At 68.8% G+C, this 20668-nt stretch carries 17 protein-coding genes and 1 pseudogene; 10 read left to right on the top strand and 8 right to left on the bottom strand.

The genetic code is table 11. From position 1 onward, the window contains the following. Nucleotides 1–151 precede the first annotated feature (151 nt). Complete coding sequence (locus IT306_24520) at nucleotides 152–1207, top strand: Ldh family oxidoreductase (GenBank protein ID MCC7371606.1); 1056 nt, start codon at nucleotides 152–154, stop codon at nucleotides 1205–1207. 90 nt (nucleotides 1208–1297) lie between these two features. Here IT306_24520 and IT306_24525 read toward each other — a convergent pair whose 3' ends face one another. Continuing rightward, nucleotides 1298–2152 (bottom strand): sulfurtransferase, encoded by an 855-nt coding sequence (locus IT306_24525; protein MCC7371607.1) that lies wholly within the window; start codon nucleotides 2150–2152, stop codon nucleotides 1298–1300. A 399-nt stretch (nucleotides 2153–2551) separates the two neighbouring features. Further along, on the bottom strand, nucleotides 2552–3346 hold the full coding sequence (locus tag IT306_24530) for an SDR family oxidoreductase (protein MCC7371608.1): 795 nt from the start codon (nucleotides 3344–3346) through the stop codon (nucleotides 2552–2554). A gap of 110 nt (nucleotides 3347–3456) precedes the next feature. Here IT306_24530 and crcB point away from each other — a divergent pair, with 110 nt between their 5' ends. The 8 genes from crcB (at nucleotide 3457) to IT306_24570 (ending at nucleotide 14636) form a co-directional block, all read left to right on the top strand. Beyond that, nucleotides 3457–3840, top strand: a complete 384-nt coding sequence (gene crcB / locus IT306_24535; protein MCC7371609.1) for a fluoride efflux transporter CrcB — start codon at nucleotides 3457–3459, stop codon at nucleotides 3838–3840. A 702-nt stretch (nucleotides 3841–4542) separates the two neighbouring features. Next, nucleotides 4543–5838 carry an MFS transporter gene (locus IT306_24540; protein ID MCC7371610.1) on the top strand — a complete coding sequence of 432 codons (1296 nt, stop codon included), beginning with the start codon at nucleotides 4543–4545 and terminating at the stop codon, nucleotides 5836–5838. Between the two features lie 831 nt (nucleotides 5839–6669). After that, nucleotides 6670–7500: an ABC transporter ATP-binding protein gene (locus IT306_24545; GenBank protein ID MCC7371611.1), complete on the top strand. Its 831-nt coding sequence runs from the start codon at nucleotides 6670–6672 to the stop codon at nucleotides 7498–7500. A gap of 33 nt (nucleotides 7501–7533) precedes the next feature. After that, complete coding sequence (locus tag IT306_24550; GenBank protein ID MCC7371612.1) at nucleotides 7534–8358, top strand: ABC transporter permease; 825 nt, start codon at nucleotides 7534–7536, stop codon at nucleotides 8356–8358. Between the two features lie 545 nt (nucleotides 8359–8903). Then, nucleotides 8904–9962 carry an Ldh family oxidoreductase gene (locus IT306_24555; GenBank protein ID MCC7371613.1) on the top strand — a complete coding sequence of 353 codons (1059 nt, stop codon included), beginning with the start codon at nucleotides 8904–8906 and terminating at the stop codon, nucleotides 9960–9962. A gap of 15 nt (nucleotides 9963–9977) precedes the next feature. Further along, nucleotides 9978–10322 carry an MmcQ/YjbR family DNA-binding protein gene (locus IT306_24560; protein MCC7371614.1) on the top strand — a complete coding sequence of 115 codons (345 nt, stop codon included), beginning with the start codon at nucleotides 9978–9980 and terminating at the stop codon, nucleotides 10320–10322. 63 nt (nucleotides 10323–10385) lie between these two features. Further along, on the top strand, nucleotides 10386–11594 hold the full coding sequence (locus IT306_24565) for an acyl-CoA dehydrogenase family protein (GenBank protein ID MCC7371615.1): 1209 nt from the start codon (nucleotides 10386–10388) through the stop codon (nucleotides 11592–11594). A gap of 303 nt (nucleotides 11595–11897) precedes the next feature. Then, nucleotides 11898–14636, top strand: a complete 2739-nt coding sequence (locus tag IT306_24570) for an EAL domain-containing protein (GenBank protein MCC7371616.1) — start codon at nucleotides 11898–11900, stop codon at nucleotides 14634–14636. A gap of 75 nt (nucleotides 14637–14711) precedes the next feature. Here IT306_24570 and IT306_24575 read toward each other — a convergent pair whose 3' ends face one another. The 5 genes and pseudogenes from IT306_24575 to IT306_24595 all read right to left on the bottom strand — a co-directional run bounded on the left by IT306_24575 (nucleotide 14712) and on the right by IT306_24595 (nucleotide 18791). Continuing rightward, complete coding sequence (locus IT306_24575) at nucleotides 14712–15680, bottom strand: quinone oxidoreductase (GenBank protein ID MCC7371617.1); 969 nt, start codon at nucleotides 15678–15680, stop codon at nucleotides 14712–14714. Between the two features lie 104 nt (nucleotides 15681–15784). Beyond that, complete coding sequence (locus IT306_24580; GenBank protein ID MCC7371618.1) at nucleotides 15785–16594, bottom strand: HAD family phosphatase; 810 nt, start codon at nucleotides 16592–16594, stop codon at nucleotides 15785–15787. A gap of 134 nt (nucleotides 16595–16728) precedes the next feature. Continuing rightward, nucleotides 16729–17487, bottom strand: a pseudogene (locus IT306_24585) (SDR family oxidoreductase). Between the two features lie 152 nt (nucleotides 17488–17639). Next, a complete protein-coding gene (locus IT306_24590) occupies nucleotides 17640–17897 on the bottom strand; it encodes an Rdx family protein (protein ID MCC7371619.1) in 258 nt (85 codons plus the stop codon). Between the two features lie 345 nt (nucleotides 17898–18242). Further along, nucleotides 18243–18791, bottom strand: a complete 549-nt coding sequence (locus IT306_24595) for a thioredoxin family protein (protein ID MCC7371620.1) — start codon at nucleotides 18789–18791, stop codon at nucleotides 18243–18245. A 253-nt stretch (nucleotides 18792–19044) separates the two neighbouring features. On the opposite strand from IT306_24595, the gene IT306_24600 reads away from it, so the two are divergent. Then, nucleotides 19045–19554, top strand: coding sequence for a hypothetical protein (locus tag IT306_24600; protein ID MCC7371621.1), 510 nt, complete (start codon nucleotides 19045–19047; stop codon nucleotides 19552–19554). 34 nt (nucleotides 19555–19588) lie between these two features. On the opposite strand, the gene IT306_24605 is transcribed toward IT306_24600, so the two are convergent. Next, entirely contained in the window at nucleotides 19589–20611 is a 1023-nt protein-coding gene (locus tag IT306_24605) for an alcohol dehydrogenase catalytic domain-containing protein (GenBank protein ID MCC7371622.1), read from the bottom strand. Between the last annotated feature and the right edge of the window lie 57 nt (nucleotides 20612–20668).

A 20668-nucleotide genomic window follows, 5' to 3' on the forward strand; every position in this document is an offset into this window, starting at 1 on the left:
CGCCCCACGCCCCACGCCCCACGCCCCCCGCCCCACGCCCCACGCCCCACGCCCCACGCCCACGACCCGCCGCCCGGGCTACCATAGCCCTGACGTGCCGACGCCGTGCCACACCACGGGCGAGTCCGCGCGTTCGATTGGGAGGCATCGCATGGCTAATCGCTCCGTGGCGGAACTCCGCAAGGTCACCGAGTCGATCTTCACGGCGGCAGGCGCTCCGGCCGACCTTGCCACCGAGATGGCGGATGCGCTGGTCGGGGCTAACCTCGCCGGCCACGACTCGCACGGCGTCATCCGGATCCCCGCCTACCTCCGCATGATCGAAGAGGGTCAGCTCGATCCGAAGGCGCGGCCCGAGGTCATCAAGGAGACGGCGTCGACGGCGCTGGTCGATGGGAAGTGGACGTTCGGGCACGTGGCCGCCAAGTTCGGCACCAACGTTGCCATCAGGAAGGCGAAGGAAGCCGGTACGGCGGCTGTCTCGGTAGTCCGGGCAAACCACATCGGCCGGCTGGGCCAGTGGGCCAGCCAGGCGGCCGCCGAGGACGTCATCGCGATGGTCGTGGTCGGCGGCGGCAGCGGCGGCTCGCGCGGTGGGCGCGGCTCGGCGGCCCCGTTCGGCGGCGCGGAGCCGGCCTTCTCCACGAACCCCATCTCCATCGGCATGCCCGGCGGCGAGACGCCCGATATGCTGATCGACTTCGCCACCACCGTCGTGGCCGAGGGCAAGCTCCAGGTGGCGCGGGCCAAGGGCGTACCGGTCCCGCCCGGCAGCATCCTCGACAAGGACGGCAACCCGACCACCAACGCGCTCGACTTCTACAACGGCGGCATGCTCCTGCCGTTCGGCGGCCATAAGGGGTACGCCCTGGCGATGTTCGTCGAGATGCTCGGCGGGGCGTTCTCGCCCGGCGACGAGCTAAACGGTGAGGGCCGGCGCGGTGCGGCGGTGATCTGGGCGGTGGACGCCTTCGCGTTCCGCAGCAAGGAGTCCTACGAGCAGAATGCCGACTTCGTGCTGCAGCGCGTGAAGAAGATCAAGCCGGCGCCGGGCTTCAAGCAGGTGCTCCTGCCGGGCGATCCGGAGCGGATGTCGAAGGAGGAGCGCGAGCGCGACGGCATCCCGGTGGCGGATGCGACCTGGGAGCAGATCGTCGCGGGCGGCAAGTCCGTCGGCGTGGACGTGGAAGCGCTCGTCAAGGCCTAACGTGGAAGCGCTCGTCAAGGTGTAAAGGGGAGGGCCCTCACCCCCGCGGGAGTGAGGGCCCTCAGTTTGTGTCAGACGACGAGGCTCTCGCTACGCACCCTTTTCGATGGGCGCGCGCACCAGGCTGCCCCACTCCGTCCACGAGCCGTCGTAGTTGCGGACGTTCGAGTGGCCGAGCAGTTGCGTCAGCACGAACCAGGTGTGCGCCGAGCGCTCCCCGATGCGGCAGTAGGCGATGGTCGGCTTGTCCGCCGTCACGCCCTTGCCCTCGTAGATCGCCTTGAGCTCGTCGGCTGACTTGAAGGTGCCGTCGGCGTTGGCGGCCGTCGCCCAGGGGATACTCTTCGCGCCCGGCACGTGGCCGGCCCGCTGGGCGCCCTCCTGCTCGTACCCTTCCATGTGGAGCTTCTCGCCGCTGTACTCGGCCGGCGAGCGTACGTCCACCAGCGAGGTCGCGGCGTTGCCGATGGTGGCCTGGATGTCGTCGCGGAAGGCGCGGATGCTGTCGTCCGGCGTCCTGGCCGTGTAGGTGGTCGCGGCGGGCGACGGAACCTCGCGCGTGAGCGGCCGGCCCTCGGCCACCCACTTGGCCCGCCCGCCGTTCATGATGACGGCCTTCGTGTGCCCGTAGTAGCGGAACAGCCAGAAGCTGTAGGCTGCGTACCAGTTGTTGCGGTCGCCGTAGAAGACGACCAGGGTGTCGTTGGCGATGCCCCAGCGCGAGCAGATCGCCTCGAAGCCGGCCTTGTCCACGAAGTCGCGCTGCAGCGGGTTCTGGACATCCACGAGCCAGTCGAGCTTGACGGCCCCGGGGATGTGGCCCTGCTCGTAGAGCAGGATGTCCTCGTCGGCTTCCACCAGCTGCAGGCCAGCGTCGTTCAAGTGCTCGGCAACCCAGTCGGTCTCAACCAGCACTTCTGGGTGAGCATAGGTGCTTGTCGCCATGGTTCCCTCTCTCCAGTATCGGTCGGCGCACCCCGCATCTCCGCCAGGGGCAGGGTGCGCGCATACGGGCGCGGTGGCAGGCGACGGCGAAAGGCCCTCGCCCTCGAAGGGAACCATAACATTCCCGATAGACAACCTCAACAATGCTGCCTGACCACTCAGGGCAATCGCATGTTGATGTCGTCGTGCCGCCGCGTCGGGGCTTGAAAGCCCCGCCTACGATCCTGCAGTCGCTGCGCGACGCGCCAGTCGCACCAGTGCCTGCCGTTCCCGACGGCCGTCGCGCAGCGACGGTGTGACTGTAGGCGGGGACTTCAACCCCCGACCGCCCGTTCCATGATGCTTCGGGGACACCAATGAACATGTAATCGCCCTGCCTGACAACTGACCGCTGACGACTCAGGCCCGGGCTACCTGCGACAGTCCTGGCAGCCGCCCCAGGTAGTTCCCCGTCACGCCGCCGTCCACGATCAGGTCATGCCCGTTCACGTAGCGGGCCTGGGCGCTCAGCAGGAACGCGATGGCATCTGCGATGTCGTCGGGGCGGGCCACCCGTCCGAGCGGCACCAGGGCGTCTCGGGCGGCTGCGACCTCGGCATCGGCGTAGACGGCCTCCGTCATGCCCGTGCGGACCATCCCCGGCGAGACCGAGTTGACCCGGACGCCGTCCCGCCCGAACTCCTGGGCCAGCACCCGCATCAGCATGATGACGGCGGCCTTCGTCGGGGCGTACGCGCCGAGGCCGGCGTGGGCGTTGCTCCCGGACATCGAGCCGACGATCACCATCGCCCCGCCCGCGGCCTTGAGGGTGGGGTGGGCGGCCTGCGCCAGCAGGAACGTCGCGCGGACGTTCACGTCAAACAGCCGGTCCCAGTCCTCGACGCTGTAGCTCACGAGCGGCCCCGGCCGGTTGATGCCAGCGTTGCTGACCAGCCCGTCCAGCCCGCCGAAGCGGTCTGCCGCCTCGCCGACCACCCGGGCCGGGCCGTCTGCCGTGCCCATGTCGCCGTAGAGCGGCAGCGGAGCCGCGCCCAGCTCGCGCAGCTCCGCGAGCAGGCTCTCCATCCCCGGCGACGCCGCGAGATCGACGGCGGCCACCTGGGCGGCCTCACCGCGCACGCCGGCGTCCTTCGCCACCTTGAGGCAGGTTGCCCGCCCGATCCCGCTCGCCGCCCCGGTCACCAGCACGCGCATGCGCTGTCACCTCCTCGTGATCCCCTGAGTGCGCGGCGACATCGTAGCAGGCTCCAGCGCAGGCCCCGCCTGCTACGATGTCGGCCACCAGTGAGGGGGTGGCATTTCCGATGCGTGCGTTCCTGCCGTTCCTGGTCATCTCTGTCGGCGGCATCCTTGGCGCGAACACCCGCTATCTTGTCACGCTCTACGTCGCCGAGCGGTTCGGGACGGCGTTCCCCTACGGCACGCTCATCATCAACGTGACCGGCAGCCTGGTGATCGGCTTCTTCCTGACGCTCGCCACCGAACGCCTGAACCTCGATCCGCTCTGGCGGCTGTTCTTCGCGACGGGGTTCCTGGGCGCGTACACCACCTTCTCGAGTTACACCTACGAGGCCGCCCAGTTGATCCGTGATGGCGCGTTCGGGCTGGCGTTGCTCTACCTGTTCGGCAGCGTGCTGGCCGGGATGATCGGGGTGTTCCTGGGGATCGTCGCCGCCGAGCAGCTCTGACCGGCAGCGGGCCAGCGCGCACCCGTCGGACTGGGCGCTCGGTCGTTCGTGCCAGGGCGATGGCATGTTCATGGTGTGCCCGAAGCATCATAGAACGGGCGGTCGGGGACTGAAGTCCCCGCCTACACTCCTGCAGTCGCTGCGCGACGGCCGTGGGGAACGGCAGGCACTGGTGCGACTGGAGCGTCGCGCAGCGACTGCAGGAGCGTAGGCGGGGCTTTCAAGCCCCGACGCGGCGGCACGACGCGCTCAACATACGATTGCACTGGTAGCAGCATCAGGGCGATGGCATGTCTGTTGGTGCTCCCGAGGCACCGTCACACGCGAGGTCGGGGACTGAAGTCCCCGCCTACAGTCACGCCGTCGCTGCGCGACGGACACCGGGAACAGCGTCGTCTGGCGAGACCGGAGCGTCGCGCAGCGACTGCAGGATCGTAGGCGGGGCTTTCAAGCCCCGACGCGGCGGCACGACGACATCAACATGCAATCGCCCTGTCATGTGTGCAGCCCGCCGTGATTCAAGACGCGAATCGGGCTATAAAAGGGGCTGGCACGGGTCAACGATGCCCCGACGACAGGCAGTGGATGGCAGTGTGCCGGCGGATGCGGGCCGGGCGGCTGCCACACGATGCCGCATGACGACGGCATGGCGACAGGGGGCATATGCACGGGCAGGGCACCACTCCGACAGCAGGCGCGACGGTGACAGTTCAGGCCCCGCCGGCTGCGACTCCGCTCCTCGACGCCGCACCGGCCGCGGTCACACCGACGAGCGCCAGCGTCTCCGACTTCGGCAAGCGCTTCCCCGGCCTCGCCCCGCTCAGCTCGCACGCCTACCGTTTCCTGTTTGTCGGCACCGCGCTCACCATGACGGGCAACTTCATGCAGATGGTGGCGCAAGGCTGGCTGATCTACGACCTGACCGACTCGCCGACGTGGCTGGGCATCGTCTCGTTTGCGCGGGGCATCCCGATGTTGGTGCTGGCGCTGTTCGCGGGCGTCCTGGTGGACCGTTTTGACCGCCGCCGCCTGCTGGTCACGGCGCAGGGGCTGACCGCCCTGGTGGCGGTTGTCCTCGCGGCGCTGATCTTCACGGACGCCGTCCAGCCGTGGCACGTCGCGCTGGCGGCGTTCCTGGGCGGCTCCTTCTTCGTCATCATCATCCCGTGCCGGCAGGCGCTGGTCTCGGCCACCATCGAGCGGTCGCAGCTTGGCGTGGCCATCGGGCTGATGTCCACCGCCCAGAACTCGGGGCGCGTGCTCGGGCCGGCCCTGGCCGGCGTGCTGATCGCGCTGATCGGCGCGGCGATGTCGTTTGCGGTCCAGGCGCTCGGGTTTGTGCTGGCGCTGGCCTGCTCCACGATGCTCGGGCCGCAGCCGCCGAGGGCCGGCGCGCGGAGTATCTCGCCGCTCCAGGCCTTGCTCGAAGGGCTGCGCTACGTCTGGGACGATTCGACGGTCCTGGCGTTGATCTCGATCCAGGCGATCCCAGCCTTTCTGATCATGCCGTACAACCAGTTGTTGCCGATCTTCGCGCGGGACATCCTGCACACCGGGCCGGACGGCCTCGGCACGCTGATGGCGGCCAACGGCATCGGCTCGGTGCTGGGCGCGGTCATCATCGTGCTGCTGCCGTTCAGGCGGCAGGGGATCTTCCTGTTCGTCTCGCTGGCGAGCTTCGGGCTGCTGCTGCCGGCCTTCGCGGCCAGCACCTGGCTGCCGCTCTCGACGCTCATCATGGGGCTGCTCGGGACGGCCCAGGCGATCTACCTCGCCTCGAACACGACGCTGGTGCAACTGGCCGCCCCGGACGAGCTGCGTGGGCGGGTCCAGAGCGTCTTCATGATGACGTTCGGGCTGATGTCGCTCGGGTCGCTGCCGCAGGGCTTCCTGGCGGACTGGTTCGGTGCGCCGGCCGTCGTGTCGGGGTCCGGGCTGCTGGCGTTCCTGGTGGTGATCGTCTACGCGATCCGGAACCCGGCCATCCGCCGCCTGTAGTCTGCGTGAGGGCCGCAAGGCAGTAACAAGGGCGGCTGAGCCGCCAGACCCGCGCACCCGCCCCCGAACGGGCACACGGCCCGGCGGCTCAGCCGCCCTTCGTGTGGACTCGACCGGAGTGCGGAACCAGATCTCAGGCCCGTCCCCCCAGACACCTGAGACCATCGGACGTGCTGACGGCGGAGCCCCCCAGCCCCTGCGCCGCCAGCCCGTCCGTCGTTGCTGCGACGCGCATCGCCAGTCGTTTCAGGCTGACGGGCCGTCCAGCGGGTCCGCACTCCGTGAGTGCCTGACAGCATCGTACCGTTCCCAGCGTCATGAATCTGTCTCCCGGGTGACAGTTCCGGTGTTGTCGCCTCAACATCGACCGACGTGCGCTCGAGGATGGGGTGCTGCTGGTGCGTCCGCCCCTTGCGCCCCGGACACGCCGTCCGCCACAATCAGAACACGGACAAATGTGTCAGGATCGGGAGGTGCGCCCATGATCGGCCAGACCATGACGCGGCTTCGCAGCGGCAACGCCGGCGGCGCGCCTCATGGTGGCGCCGGCAGCGCGCGCGCCCTCCCCACGTTCCGGAGACACTGACTCCCGTCTAGCCAGCCAGGCTCCGCAGACCGTGGACAGGCGCCTCGCCTCTCACGGTCTCTTTGTGTCCTGGCCCTGCCGCCCGGCCGCCTGAGCCGAGGGAGCACCCTTCACCGCTCCTCGGCTCTCCGTGCGCGCACCGTGACCGGCCTCCCGCCGACGTGCCTCGGCTCCTCCCATTCTGGCCGGTCCAGAAAGGAGTCCCCGTGACTCAGCTTGCTCCCCAGCGCCAGCCCGCCGTCACCATCCGTGGCCTTGCCAAAAGCTTCGCCGTCGACGCCCCCGCGCCGTGGCGCAGACTCTGGCCCGGCGGCGGTCCGCCCCCAAAGCATCTGCCCGCGCTGGATCACGTTGACCTGGAGATCCAGCGCGGGGAGATCTTCGGCGTGCTCGGGGCGAACGGCTCCGGCAAGTCCACGCTGATCCGCCTCATCGCCACGCTGCTGCTGCCAGACGCCGGTCAGGTCAGCGTCTTCGGGCACGACACCGTCTCCGACGAGCTGGCCGTCAAGCGGCTGATGAACCGCGTCAGCGTCGAGGCCGCCTTCTTCAAGAAGCTCTCGCCGATGGAGAACCTGCTCTACGCCGCCCGCCTCTACGACGTCCCCGCCGACGAGGCGCGCCGCCGCATTGTCGAGATCCTCACCAGTCTCGGCATCGACGGGAAGCGTATCGCCGAGCCGCTGGAGCACATGTCCCGTGGGATGCAGCAGAAGGTCGCCATCGCGCGGGCGCTGCTGACCACGCCGGTGCTCCTGCTGCTCGACGAGCCGACGACCGGCCTCGATCCGCGCTCCAAGCGTGAGGTGCAGGAGTTCGTGCTGCGGATGCGCGAGCAGCACGACACCACCGTGCTGCTCACCACCCACGACATGGACGAGGCCGACCGCCTGTGTGACCGCATCGCCCTGATCGCCGACGGACGGATCGTCGCGCAGGACACGCCCGCCGGCTTGAAGCGCCGCTACGCCCCGACCGGCGACGCCAGCCTGGAGGACGTGTTCATGGAGCTGACCGGCCGCAGCCTGGAGGACGACGCCCCGGAGCCGATGCCCTCTCTCGCCGCCAGCCCGTAGCCCACACCGCAAGGAAGGAGATCACTCGTGGCGATAGCAAGCGCGGCTCGCGAGCTGCGCGTCTCGTACGCCTTCGTCGAGCGCAACCTCAACCTCGTCAAGCGCTACTGGGGCCTGGAGGTCGCCTGGTTCATCTACTCCGTCAGCCACTCGCTGGCGATGGGGTTCATCGGGGCCGGCATGGCCCAGGTCGGCGGCCAGCCCGTCGACGCCAACCAGCTCGTGCTGTACCTGCTGGTCGGCTCGCTGGTCTGGAGCTACCTCGCCGTGGTGTTCGACGCCATCGGCGAGATGATCGCCTGGGAGCGCTGGGAGGGGACCATCGAGTACACGTTTATGGCCCCCGTCGCCCGCTCGACGCACATGATCGGAAGCTGCCTGTTCGCCGTCGGCTTCGGGCTGATCCGGACGCTGTTGATCATGCTCGTCGTCGTGCTGTTCTTCCAGCTCGATCTCTCCCAGGCGAACCTGCCGGCCGGCCTCGCCGTGCTGGCGCTCGCCAGCCTCAGCTTCATCGGCATGGGCATCACCGCCTCGACCTTGCCGCTGCTCTTCCCCGAGCGTGGCGGGCAGATGGTGTTCATCGTGCAGACCTGTCTGTTGCTCTTCTCAGGGGTGTACTACCCCGTGGATGTGATGCCCGGGTGGATGCAGACGGTGGCGCAGTTCTCGCCCGCCACCTATGCGCTGGTCGGCATCCGTGCCAGCCTGATCGAGGGACGGGGCATCGCGGAGCAGTGGGCGACGCTGCTGCCGCTGCTGGTCATCGGGCTGGTGACGATTCCGGTCGGCGTCAGGATCTTCACGCTGGCCGAGCACTACGCGCGGCGGACCGGTCGCCTGAAGCGGAGCGGGTAGGGGCGGCTGCACCCGAGCGAGGCCGTGCCCACGGGGGGCACGGTCTTCTCCCTGTCCCCTGTCCAGGGCGATTGCATGTTGATGTTGTCGTGCCGCCTCGTCGGGGACTGAAGTCCCCGCCTACCGTCACGCCGTCGGGAACGGCCGGCACTGGTGCGACTGGAGCGTCGCGCAGCGACTGCAGGATCGTAGGCGGGGCTTTCAAGCCCCGACGCGGCGGCACGATGTGCGCAACACACGATTGCCCTGCCCCCTCGCTCAGGGCGATGGCATGTTCGTTGGTGTCCCCGAAGCATCATGGAACGGGCGGTCGGGGACTGAAGTCCCCGCCTACAGTCACGCCGTCGCTGCGCGACGGCCGCAGGGAACGGCTGGGGCTGGTGCGACTGGCGCGTCGCGCAGCGACTGCAGGATCGTAGGCGGGGCTTTCAAGCCCCGACGCGGCGGCACGACGCGCTCAACATGCAATCGCCCTGGTCCCCTGTCCTCGAACCGCCCCCCTGCCGCGTGCTACGCTCGACCCTGACACAGAGGGGAGAGCTACCATGCCTGTCGTCGTCAACCACGAAGCGTTGCGGACCCTCTCACGCGCCATCTACGAAGCAGCCGGTACCCCCGCCGATCACGCCGAGATCGTCACCGAGCACCAGGTCGGCGCGAACCTCAAGGGCCATGATTCGCACGGCGTCGTCCTGATGGGGACATACGTCAACCGTATCGACCGTGGCCACATCATGCCGACCGCCAAGCCAGAGGTCATCAGCGAGACGCCCACCACCATCCAGGTCAACGGCCAGTGGGGTTTCGGGCCGGTCATCTCGGAGTGGACGATGCAGCGGTGCATCGAGAAAGCTCATGAGATGAAGGTCGCGATGGCGACCGTCCGCGAGCAGAGCCACGTCGGCAGCCTCAACGACTACCCGCTGATGGCGGCCCGGGCCGGCCTGATCGGCATCTTGATGTGCGACTCTGGCCAGAGTCCGAAGTCCGTCGCGCCGTTCGGGGGGCGCGAGGCGCGCCTCGGCACCAACCCGATCTGCATCGCCTTCCCGTCCGATCTGCCCGGCCCCGTCTTCATCGACATGGCGACCAGCGCCGTGGCCGCCGGCAAGCTCGGGGTGGCCCGGGCACGCGGCCTGCCGATCCCGCTCGGCTGGCTCCTCGACAAGGATGGCAAGCCGACCACCGATCCGAACGCGGCCCAGAACGGTGGCGTGATGCTGCCGCTCGGCGGCCCGGAAGGCCACAAGGGCTACGGCCTCTCGTTCGCCGTCGAGACGTTCGCGGCGCTGCTGCCCGGCCTTGGCTTCGGCATCGATCCGCAGGGCCGCCACAACGACGGCTCGTTCATGCTCGCCATCGACCCATCGGCGTTCATGCCGCTGGCCGAGTTCAAGGGACAGGTCGAAGCGTTCGTGAAGTACCTCAAGGAGACCCCGCCGGCCGAGGGCTTCAAGGAGGTGCTGTACCCTGGCGAGAAGGAGTACTACACCGTCCAGCAGCGGCTCAAGGACGGCATCCCGATCGAGGACAGCACCTGGAAGATCATCAGCGGGATGGCCGAGCGGTTCGGGGTGACCTCGCTGCTCCCGAGCGGCAACTAGCGGCCAGTTCAGCCAATGAATGCCATCGACCGGCTGCGCGAGATCTGTCTGGCCTTCCCCGAGGCGTCCGAGCGCGAGACCTGGGGGCACGCCACGTTCCGCATTCGAGAGAAGATCTTCGCCATGGCCGGCGACGATCCTGGCTACTGGCGCGTCTCCTGTAAGGCGCGGCCTGGGATGCAGGCCGCGCTCGTCGCCTCCGATCCCGACCGCTTCTTCATCCCGGCCTACGTCGGGCCGAAGGGGTGGGTGGGGATCGCCCTCACCGACGATGTCGACTGGGACCACGTCGCCGACCTGATCGAGGAGAGCTACCGGATGACCGCCCCGAAGCGCCTGCTCGCGCAGTGGGACGGGTAGCGGGAGCGGTGTAGCTGGCACCGCCGCGAGCGAAGGAGCCGCGATGTCTGAGAGCGTGACGCCATGACTGCTGTGCAGTCGCCCGAGAATGCTGTGCAGTCGCCCGCCGAAAGCCTGCTTGCAGCGACGCGGGCAATCCTCCCAGTCATTCGTGCGGGCGGTGACCAGGGCGAGCAGGAGCGAAACCTGCCCGCGCACGTTGCCCGGGCGATGGCCGAGGCCGGCATCTGCCGAATGCTCGCGCCGAGGGCCGTTGGCGGCCTGGAGATCGACCCGATCGCGCAACTTGACGTGATCGAGGAGCTGGCCTACGCCGAGCCATCGGCCGGCTGGGTCGCGCAGGTCTACTCGTCCAACTCGCACGTGGCCGGCTTCCTGGCGCCCGAGGTCGGGCGGACCCTCTTCGGCTCGAATCCAAACACGATCATGTCGGGCACGCTGGCCGCGCCGTCCGGCCGCGCGACGGTCGTGGATGGGGGCTTCCGCGTCACCGGCCGCTGGCAGTACGGCAGCGGCTGCATCCACGCCGACTGGCTCGGGTTTACCGTCGGCGTCTACGTCGGGACCGAGCCGCGCCTCGACCGGTTCAGCCTGCCCGAGCAGCGTATCGTCATCGTGCCGGCCGCCGCCACCGTGATCCACGACACCTGGCACGTCGGTGGCCTGCGGGGCACCGGCAGCCACGACGTCGAGCTGCAAGACGTCTTCGTCCCGGACGCCTGGGCCTTCTGGTGGACGGACACCCCCAGCCACCCCGGGCCGCTCTACCACCATCGCTGGTGGCTGCTGGCGCACGGCGCGCAGCGGCTCGGCGTGGCCCGGGCCGCCATCGACGCCCTCTATGAGCTGGCCCAGGTCAAAACGCCGACCCGCTCCACCGTCCTGATCCGGGACCGCGGCATCACCCAGATGCAGTATGCCCAGGCCCAGGCGCTCTACCAGTCGGCGCACGCCTTCCTCTGGGACACCACCGCCCGGCTCTGGTCGCAGGCCAGCAGCGGCCAGCCGTTGGGCCAGAAGGACATGGCGCTCGCCCGCCTCGCCAACACCAACGCCTCGGTGGTGGCGGCCCAGGTGGCGGATCTGATGTACAGCGCGGCCGGTGGCACCGCCATCCAGTCCACGCACCCCATCGACCGTCTCTTCCGCGACGCTCACGCCGCCGCCCAGCACGCCACGGCTTCGATCCCCACCTACGAGCAGTGGGGCCGCGTCTTGATCCACGACGATCCCGACAGCCTGCCGCGCGCTCCGGGGCCGCCGCTGCTCTGATGCGGCCGGGGCTGGCCGGCGCCGCGCGACCGGCCGCTGTTACTCCTTCCCATCGAGTGGTCACATCGGTCACCTGACCTATATCTGACGCTTTCAGTCGAAAGTACAAGCATTCTGAGGCCTTTCCGCATCACTCTCATTGCTGACCATTCGTTGTCCCGGTCGAGGCGGAATGCCAGCTCTCGCGCATGCTCGCAGGGCGCACTGGCTTCGGTGTGTGGCTGGGGCTCCTGATGCTCGTCCTGGCCTGCCCGCCTCCCGGTTGATCCTCAAGACCACTCGAACTGGCGGACACTCGTAGCTATGTGGGTCACACCTGGGGCGCTTGCAGCCCTGATTCCAGCGTCCTGGCTGCTCTGGTCGCTCTGGCGGCGGCGCGATATCGCCGGCGCGCATGCTCTGATCGTCCACACCCTGGTCGGCAGCTTCTGGCTGCTGACGTATGCGTTCCAGCTCGACAGCCAGACCGTCGAGATGGCCCTGCTCTGGCGCAAGGTCAAGTACCTGGGCATCTCGTTCGCCGCCGTGTCCTGGGTCGTGTTTGCGCTCCAGTACGCCGGGTTTGGACGCCTGCTGACCGGCCGGCGCGTCCTGGCGCTGATGGCTGTGCCCACGGTCACCTCGATCCTCGCCATGACGAATGAGCTGCATCAACTGCTCTGGCGAGGCACGCCCACCACCCCGTTTGAGGTGGGCATCATGCCGTATGGCCCGGCCTTCTACGGCCTGGTCGCCTTCTCCTACTGCGCGGTGCTGCTCGCCTCGCTCGTGCTGGCCTGGACGCTCATGCGTTCGGGACGCCTCTACGGCGGGCAGATCGTCGGCCTGCTGACCGCCATCGGGCTGCCGGTTGTGGCCAGCGCCGTCTACGTGGCCGGGCTGATGCCGGTACCGGGCCTCGATCCCACCTCGCTCGCCTACGTCGTGACTGACATCATCCTCGGCTGGAGCATCCTGCGGTACGGCGTGCTGAAAGGCTCCGTTGGCGTCGTGCCGTTCGCCCGGGCGCGCGTTGTCGACGCCCTGCGGGATGGCGTCATCGTGCTGGATCATCAGCTGCGGATCGTGGACGTCAACCCGGCCGCGGCGCGCTTCCTCGAGCGCGATCCGCGCCACCTGATCGGCATGCCGCATATCCAGGTTCTCCCGATGCTTGCCGGCCGTATCGACCTGTTCCACTCCGAGGAGCGCACAGCCGAGCTGACGTTGGGACAGGGGCGTGCCCTGCGGCACTGTGTGGTGCGGGTCACGCCGGTGGGCGGCCTGACCAGCGCCACCGACGGCTGGCTGCTGACGCTGACCGACCTGACGGAGCGCAAGGAGGCCGAGGCCGCCCTCGAGGAGAGCGAGCGCCGCTACCGCACCGTCGTCAACACCCTCAGCGAGGTCGTGTTCCAGACGGATGCCCGCCGCTGCTGGTCCCTGCTCAACCCGGCCTGGACGACGCTGACCGGCTTCAGCATGATCGAGTCGCTCGGGCAGCAGGTGTCGCTCTACGTCCACCCAGACGACCGTGCCCGCGACGAGCGCGAGGCTGTCAGCCTGCTCAACCGTGAGAAGGAGCTGGCCCGCTACGAGGTGCGCCTGGTTCAGTCCGACGATGCTGTACGCTGGGTCGAGATGCATGCCCGGCCCATCGTGGATCAGAGCGGGGCGATCACCGGCCTCTCGGGCACGCTGGTGGATGTGACGGAGCGCAAGCGGCTGGAAGAACAGCTGGTGCACCAGGCGTTCCACGATGCCCTGACCGGGCTGGCGAACCGCACGCTCTTCCGGGACCGAGTCAGCCACACGCTGGCGCGGGCGTCGCGGTCCGCTGCCGCCAACGCCGTCTTGTTTCTCGACCTGGACAACTTCAAGAAGGTCAACGACAGCCTCGGGCACGCCGCCGGCGATGAGCTGTTGCGCGGCATCGCGCAGCGGCTGGTGGCGAACGTCCGTGGCCTGGACACCGTCGCCCGGCTCGGCGGCGACGAGTTCGCGATCCTGCTCGAAGACCTCCCGAGCCAGGATGAGGCGATCGTCATCGGCGAGCGCATTCTGGAGTCGCTCCGACAGCCGATCCTCGTCAACGGCAAGGAGGTCCTGGCCGGGGCCAGCATCGGCCTGGCCCCGATCAAGCGCGACAGCGAGTCGGCGGATGCCCTGCTCCGGAACGCGGACATCGCCATGTACGTCGCCAAGCGTGGGGGACGCGGCCGGCTGGCGATCTACTCCGACGGGATGGACGCGGCGACTCGCAACCGCCTGGAGCTGGAGGCCGATCTCTACCGCGCCGTGGACCGCAACGAGCTGCTGGTGATGTACCAGCCGACCATCGACATCGACAGCGGCCAGGTGATCGGCGCGGAGGCCCTCGTCCGCTGGCAGCATCCCGAGCGCGGCATGATCCACCCGGTCGAGTTCATCACGATTGCCGAAGAGACCGGGCTGATCCTGCCCATCGGTCACTGGGTCTTGCGGCAGGCCTGCCGCGACGTGCTGACCTGGAAGAAGCTCGATCCGGCCTACGCGGACATCTCCGTCGCCGTCAACATCTCCGCCCGGCAGCTGCAGGAGCCGCAGCTCGTCGAGCGCGTCGCCGATCTGCTGGTCGAGCACGCGCTCGATCCGGCCTCGCTGACGCTGGAGATCACCGAGAGCGTCGCGATGCAGAACACCGAGGCGACCATCGCGCGGCTCGAAGCGCTGAAGTCGCTGGGCGTCCACATCGCCATCGACGACTTCGGGACGGGCTACTCCAGCCTGAGCTACCTGCAGCGCTTCCCCATCGACATTCTGAAGATCGACCGCGCCTTCGTGCAGGGCATCGCCGAGAACGGCGACGATCACGCCCTGGCACAGACCATCGTGCAACTGGCGCGGACGCTGCGTCTCTCGACGGTTGCCGAGGGCATCGAGACGGTCGAGCAGCTCGAATGCCTGCGCGCGCTCGGCTGCGACCACGGCCAGGGCTACCTGTTCGCCCGGCCGATCCCGGCGGGGCAGCTCTCGGATCTGCTCGCCGCCAGCCTCCACGTGGACATCCGGAACGTGGCCTGACGGCGGTTTCGGGTTCTGGGTTTCAGGTTTCGGTGGTCGTTCCCCTGAAACCTGAAACCCGACGCCTGGAACCCGCTACGGGACCAGCACCACCTTGCCCGTCGTCTTGCGGCCGTTCAGGTCGATGTGGGCCTGGGCGGCGTCCGCCAGCGCGTAGGTGTGCTCCTGCCGCAGCTTGACCTTCCCCTCCGCGATCCACCCCAGCACGGCGCTGGCGCGCTCCTCCAGCTCCTGACGGCTCTCGATGTAGACATCCAGGCGCGGGCGCGTCAGGTAGAGGCAGCCCTTGGCGTTCAGGATCTGCGGGTCGAACGGGGCCACCGCGCCGCTGGCCTGCCCGAACAGCACCAGCATGCCGCGCGGCTTGAGGCAGTTCAGGCTCTTGTCGAACGTGTCCTTGCCCACCGAGTCGTAGACGACATCCGCGCCCTTGCCGTCGGTCAGCCGCTTCAGCTCGGCCTCGAAATCCTGCTGGGTGTAGACGATCACCTCGTCCGCGCCGGCCGCGCGGGCCAGCGCCGCCTTCGCCTCGGTGCCGGCCGTCCCGATGACCCGCGCGCCGACCATCTTCGCCATCTGGCAGAACAGCAGCCCGACGCCGCCGGCCGCCGCGTGGATCAGCGCCGTCTCGCCGGCCTTGAGCGGGTACGTCGAGTGGATCAGGTAGTGGGCCGTCATGCCCTGGAGCATGGCGGCCGCGCCGTCCTTGAAGCTGAGCCCGGCCGGCAACGCGACCAGCCGGTCGGCCGGGACCACGTTGTGCGTCGCGTACGAGCCGGAGATCTGGGTCCAGGCGACGCGATCCCCTGCCTTGACGTTGCTGACGCCATCGCCCACGGCTTCGACGGTGCCGGCCCCTTCGAGGCCCAGCCCGAGCGGCAGGGGCAGCTTGTACGCGCCGCTGCGCTGGTAGATGTCAATGAAGTTGACGCCGGCCGCCTCAACCTTGACGAGCGCCTGGCCCGGGCCGGGCGTGGGGATCGGGAGCTGCTCCAGCTCCATCGCTTCCGGGCCACCGTACTGATGGACGCGGATCGCCTGCATCGTTGCCACGAGATGTTCCTCCGGTCAGTGAGTACGCCGAGAAGTGAAGGACGCCGCAGGGCCGGTTGTCAAGCGCTGCGCTACCGCAACGGGTCAGCAGGCGGTCAGCGGCCCGCGAGCAGCCGCTCCAGGACGACCGCCACGCCGTCCTCGTTGTTGGCCGGCGCGACCTCGTGGGCCTCGGCCAGCAGGTGGGGGTGCGCGTTCGCCACGGCCACGCTGTGCCCGGCCCAGCGCAGCAGTTGCAGATCGTTGGGCGCGTCCCCGAACGCTACGACCTCGTGCGCGCCGATGCCAAGCTCGCCGCACAGCGCTTCCAGCGCCCAGGCTTTCGTGACGCCAGCGGCGGCGATCTCGACCCACGGCGCCCCGGAGTGGGTCGCCTCGAAGCCATCGAACCCGAGCGCCTGGACGTGGGCCAGCAGGTCGTCGGGGCCGATGCGCGCATGCCGCACGATCAGCTTGGTGGGGGCCTGGTCGCAGAGCGCCAGAGCTTCCGCCTGGATCGCCATCTTCAGGTAGCCATCAGAACGGTCGCGGGCCAGCGAGAGCTGGTAGTAGGCCGGATCGCAGGCGAACCCCTCGCCGCGCACGAACCCGAAGCAGACCTCTGGGACGGCGGCGAGCATCGCCTGCACCAGCCGCGCCGTGGTCTCGGCCTCCAGCGCCGTGTGCCGCACGATGCTGGCCCGGTCAAGGTCGTAGAGGACGGCCCCGTTGGAGCAGATCGCCAGCCCCGAGACGCCCGCCGCCTCGGCCGCCATGCGGAGGGTCAGCGGCGGCCGCCCGGTGACCAGCACCACCACCACGCCGGCCGCGCGGGCCTGCCGCAACACCGCCCGCGTCCGTTCCGAGATCGTGCCGTCGCTCCGCAGCAGGGTCCCGTCGAGATCGCTCGCCACCAACCGAACCATGTCGCTCCCAGTATGAGACTCGCGCAAATGAGCGGACGCTGTAGCGTTCCCAGAACCCAGAACCCAGAACCCAGAACCCAGAACCCAGAACCCAGAACCCAGAACCCAGAACCCAGAACCCAGAACCCGCCTCGGATGCTCATCGCCGTGAACCCGCCGTCCACCGGGATCAGCGCGCCCGTCACGAACCCGGCCGCCGGCTCGCTCGCAAGCCAGATCATCGTCCCGATCAGCTCGTCGGCCTCCCCGAGCCGGCCCATCATCGTGTGCCGGAGGATCGCTTCCACCCGCTCGGGAGCCAGGATCTTGCGGTTCTGCTCGGCCGGGAAGAAGCCCGGGATCATCGCGTTGACCCGCACGCCGTGCGGGGCCAGCTCGCGAGCCAGCCAGCGCGTCAGGTTGTTGATGCCGGCCTTCGAGACGCCATACGTGAGCACGCGGGACAGCGGGATCTCCGACGACGCCGACGAGATGTTGATGATGCAGCCGCCCTGGCCGCGCGCCACCATCTGCGCCCCGAACACCTGGCAGGCGAAGAAGACGCTGGTCAGGTTCGTGTCGAGGATGCGGCGCCACTCGTCTTCGCCGATCTCGAAGAACGGCGTGGCCGAGTTGATGCCCGGCGCGTTGACCAGGATGTCCACGCCGCCGAGATCGGCCTCGATCCGCGTGGCAGCGGCCTCAAGCTGCGCCTTCCGCGTCGCGTCCACGGCGGCGTGGGTCGCCCGATGCCCGGCCCCACGCAGCTCCGACGCGAGCGCCGCGCCCTTCTCCTCGGAGCGCCCCAGCACGGCGATGGCCGCTCCGGCCTGGGCCAGTCCCCGGCAGAACGCCCCGCCGAGGACGCCCGTGCCGCCCAGGACGGCGGCTACCTTGCCTCGCAGTGAGAACAGCTCCCCGACAGGCGCGGCGTCGGCGGACGACCTGGCGGCTGCCTCTGGCTCGGCATCATGCACGGCGTCACCTCCCGTCACAGACGGACACCGTGATGATACCTCTGCCAGCGATCCCTCTCAGCCGGGCCGAACGGCCATTCCTTCGTGGGTCAGTCGGGCCGGGCGAGGTACGCCTTCACCGCGTCGATGACCGTCTGGTGCTCTGGAAAGCCGCCGTCGCGGTACATCGAGTGGACCAGCTCGCCGCCCACCGACACGTCGAACGACCCCTCGTACCAGGGGATCAGCTCGATGGACGAGAGGTCGTGGGTGAACGCCCGCATCAGGGCATCCGTGAGCGCCAGGGTCTGCGGCTCGTAGCCGCACTCGGCGCAGTAGGTGATCTTGACCTTGACCGGCTTCGCCATGCTGCCCCCCGATGGGTCGTGGATCGTGGGAATCGTGCGGCGCAAATGTGCGACTCCCCCTGTCATCCTGAGCGCAGCAAAGGATCTCACCCGATGCCGCGAACGTTGGTGGTGAGCGGATGATTTGCAGGGTGACGCTCGGCGCGTGACGCGGACGTTGACGGTCAGCGGGTGACGCGGACGTTGACGGTCAGCGCGTGAGATCCTTCGCTGCGCTCAGGATGACAACAACGAGTTGCCGTGCTTCACTCAAGCTTTCCCACAACCCACAACCCACGACCCACGACCCACAACCCACGACCCACGACCCACGACCCACGACCCATGACCCATGACCCACGAGCGTCACGATGCCTTTGCGGCGAAGCCCGCCACCAGCGCGCCGATCTCCCGCACGACCTCCTGGTCGGCCCAGGGCTTGGTCTCCTCGCGCATGGCGGCAATCGCCTGCGTCAGCCGAATCCGTGCGTCCTCCGGCAACTGATCCACCGGCGCGTCCGGCGAGCCGAACTCCGGGTTGTCCCGGTAGATCGCCTGGCGCTTCTCCTCGCGCAGCTTCGTCACGCTGGCCGGCCGCTCGACCCACCGGCCCAGCTCGTTGAACCCCTCGTCGAAGAAGACGACGGTCGGGATCGACTTGTACTTCCCCTGGTTCAGGTACGCATCCATGATGTCCGTGTTCTGATCCCGCAGGAAGACGCGCAGGTTGAGGGTGTCCACCTCGGACGCGAGCCGCCCGATGATCGGCGTGTTCGCGATCACGTCGCCGCACCAGTCCTCGGCCAGCATCAACACGTTGACCGGCTTCGGCAGGCCCTTGAACGGCGCGAGCTCCTTCTCCCCGAGCGTCACGCCCTGCTCGTTGGCGTTGTGCCGCTCCTGGTTGCGCGTCATCTGGGCCTTCCACTGCTCGTAGGTCAGGCCCGTCTCGAACCGCTCTCGTGTGACGACTCCCACGCTGTACCTCCCACAGCCCCGGTGCTGCTGCGCGCGTCTGACTGCCAATCACTCAGACGGAACGTCTGGGAGGAGACGGGTATTCCGGGCCGATCGAAGGCACAACTCTTGCCGCGTGAGCCGTTGGCCCCTTTCGGAAACCCGACACGCGCGACCAGTCCGTAAGCGGCATCGTATGCGAGGTTCAGCCATGTGTTCAGCTCTGTCCGCCCCCGAGACCAATGAGGCCGTCTCGCAGCACCTCGACAACATCGCCCGGATGCTGGCCCTCAAGCGCGAGGAGCCGTTCCGCATACGGGCCTACACCGATGCTGCGCGGGCCATCGCCACGCTGCCCGAGGATATCCGCGAGCATCAGCGGGCGGGCACGCTGGAAGAGATCGATGGCGTCGGGCCGTCGATTGCCGCCAGGATCGCGGAGTATCTCGAAGCGGGGCGCTCGACGATCTACGATGAGCTGAAGCAGGAGCTAGCGCCGACCGCCCCGGCCCTGCTCGACGTGCCGAGCATCGGGCCGCACCGGGCCGAACTGATCCGTCAGCGGCTCGGCATCACGACGATAGCGGCACTGCTCCAGGCAGCCGGCGAGCATCGCCTCCAAACGGTATCGGGCATCGGGGCGGCGCTGGAGGGGCGCATCGCCCGGGAGGCGGAGCGCGCGATGCGTCTCGCGCGTGTCCTCCACGACCCACGCCCGTAGGCGCACTTCTGCCCCGCCCAACAGCCCTCACCTCTCAGTTGAACGTGAAGCAGACCTTCCCGGAGTTCGCGTCGGCGGCGATCCGGTACGCCTCTGGGCCGTCCTCCAGCGGGAACTGGTGGCTCACGATGGAGCTGAGATCGACGTTGTGCCGCTTGATGAAGTCCGTCATCTCCGTGAACTGGAAATTCGGGTAGATGCTGGAGCCGAACACCGTCAGCTCCTTCATCGCGAGGCGGAACATCGGCATCTGGAAGGTCGGGTTGCCCAGGCCGACAATCGCGATGGTCCCGAGCGGTTTGACCATCTCGCCCATCGCCATGTGGGCCGGCGTGGCGCCCGAGGTCTCGGTCAGCTTGTCGGCGCCGTCCGGGAACACGGCCCGCAACTGCTCGCCCACGTCGCCGGCCGTCGGGTCGAGCGTGACGACAGCCCCGAGCTTCTCGGCCAGCGCCCGCCGCCCGGGTGAGGGGTCCACCCCCACGATGGTCGCGCCCATCGGCTTTGCGAAGATCACCGAGAGCAGCCCGACCGGCCCCAGCCCCGACACGACCAGCACGTCACGGCCGCTCACGCCGAGGCGCACCAGTGGCGCGTAGGCCGTCCCGCCCTGGCAGGAGAGGATCGCACCGTCCAGGAACGAGAGGTGCTCCGGCAGCTTGATCAGGCAGTCCTGCTCGACGCGCATGTACTCGGTGTGGGAGCCGTCCTGCCCCTGGTGGCCGTAGGAGGCCCGCCGGTTGACGCAGACGTTGCGGCGGCCCGCCCGGCAGTAGAAGCAGTGCCCACAGGTGCGCCGGAAGTACGGCACGACGCGCTCGCCGACCTCCCAGCCGGACACGCCCGCGCCGATCTCCGAGATCACCCCGCACGGCTCATGTCCGGAGATGAAGCCCGGGTCCAGGTGCAGCGGCGTCGGGTGGCGGTACGGGTGCAGGTCGCTCCCGCAGATGCCGGTCGCCTTCATCTGAACGACCACTTCGCCCGGCTCGGGCTTCGGGACCGGCAGGTCCAGCACGTCCACCTGCCGCTCGCCAGAGGTTCGTAGCGCCTTCACAGTGGGATCTCCTTCGATCGGGCAATCGCGAGGCCTCGCCGCCCTGCCCTCCTGGCC

It is taken from the genome of Chloroflexota bacterium (assembly GCA_020850535.1).
Lineage (GTDB): Bacteria > Chloroflexota > UBA6077 > UBA6077 > JACCZL01 > JADZEM01.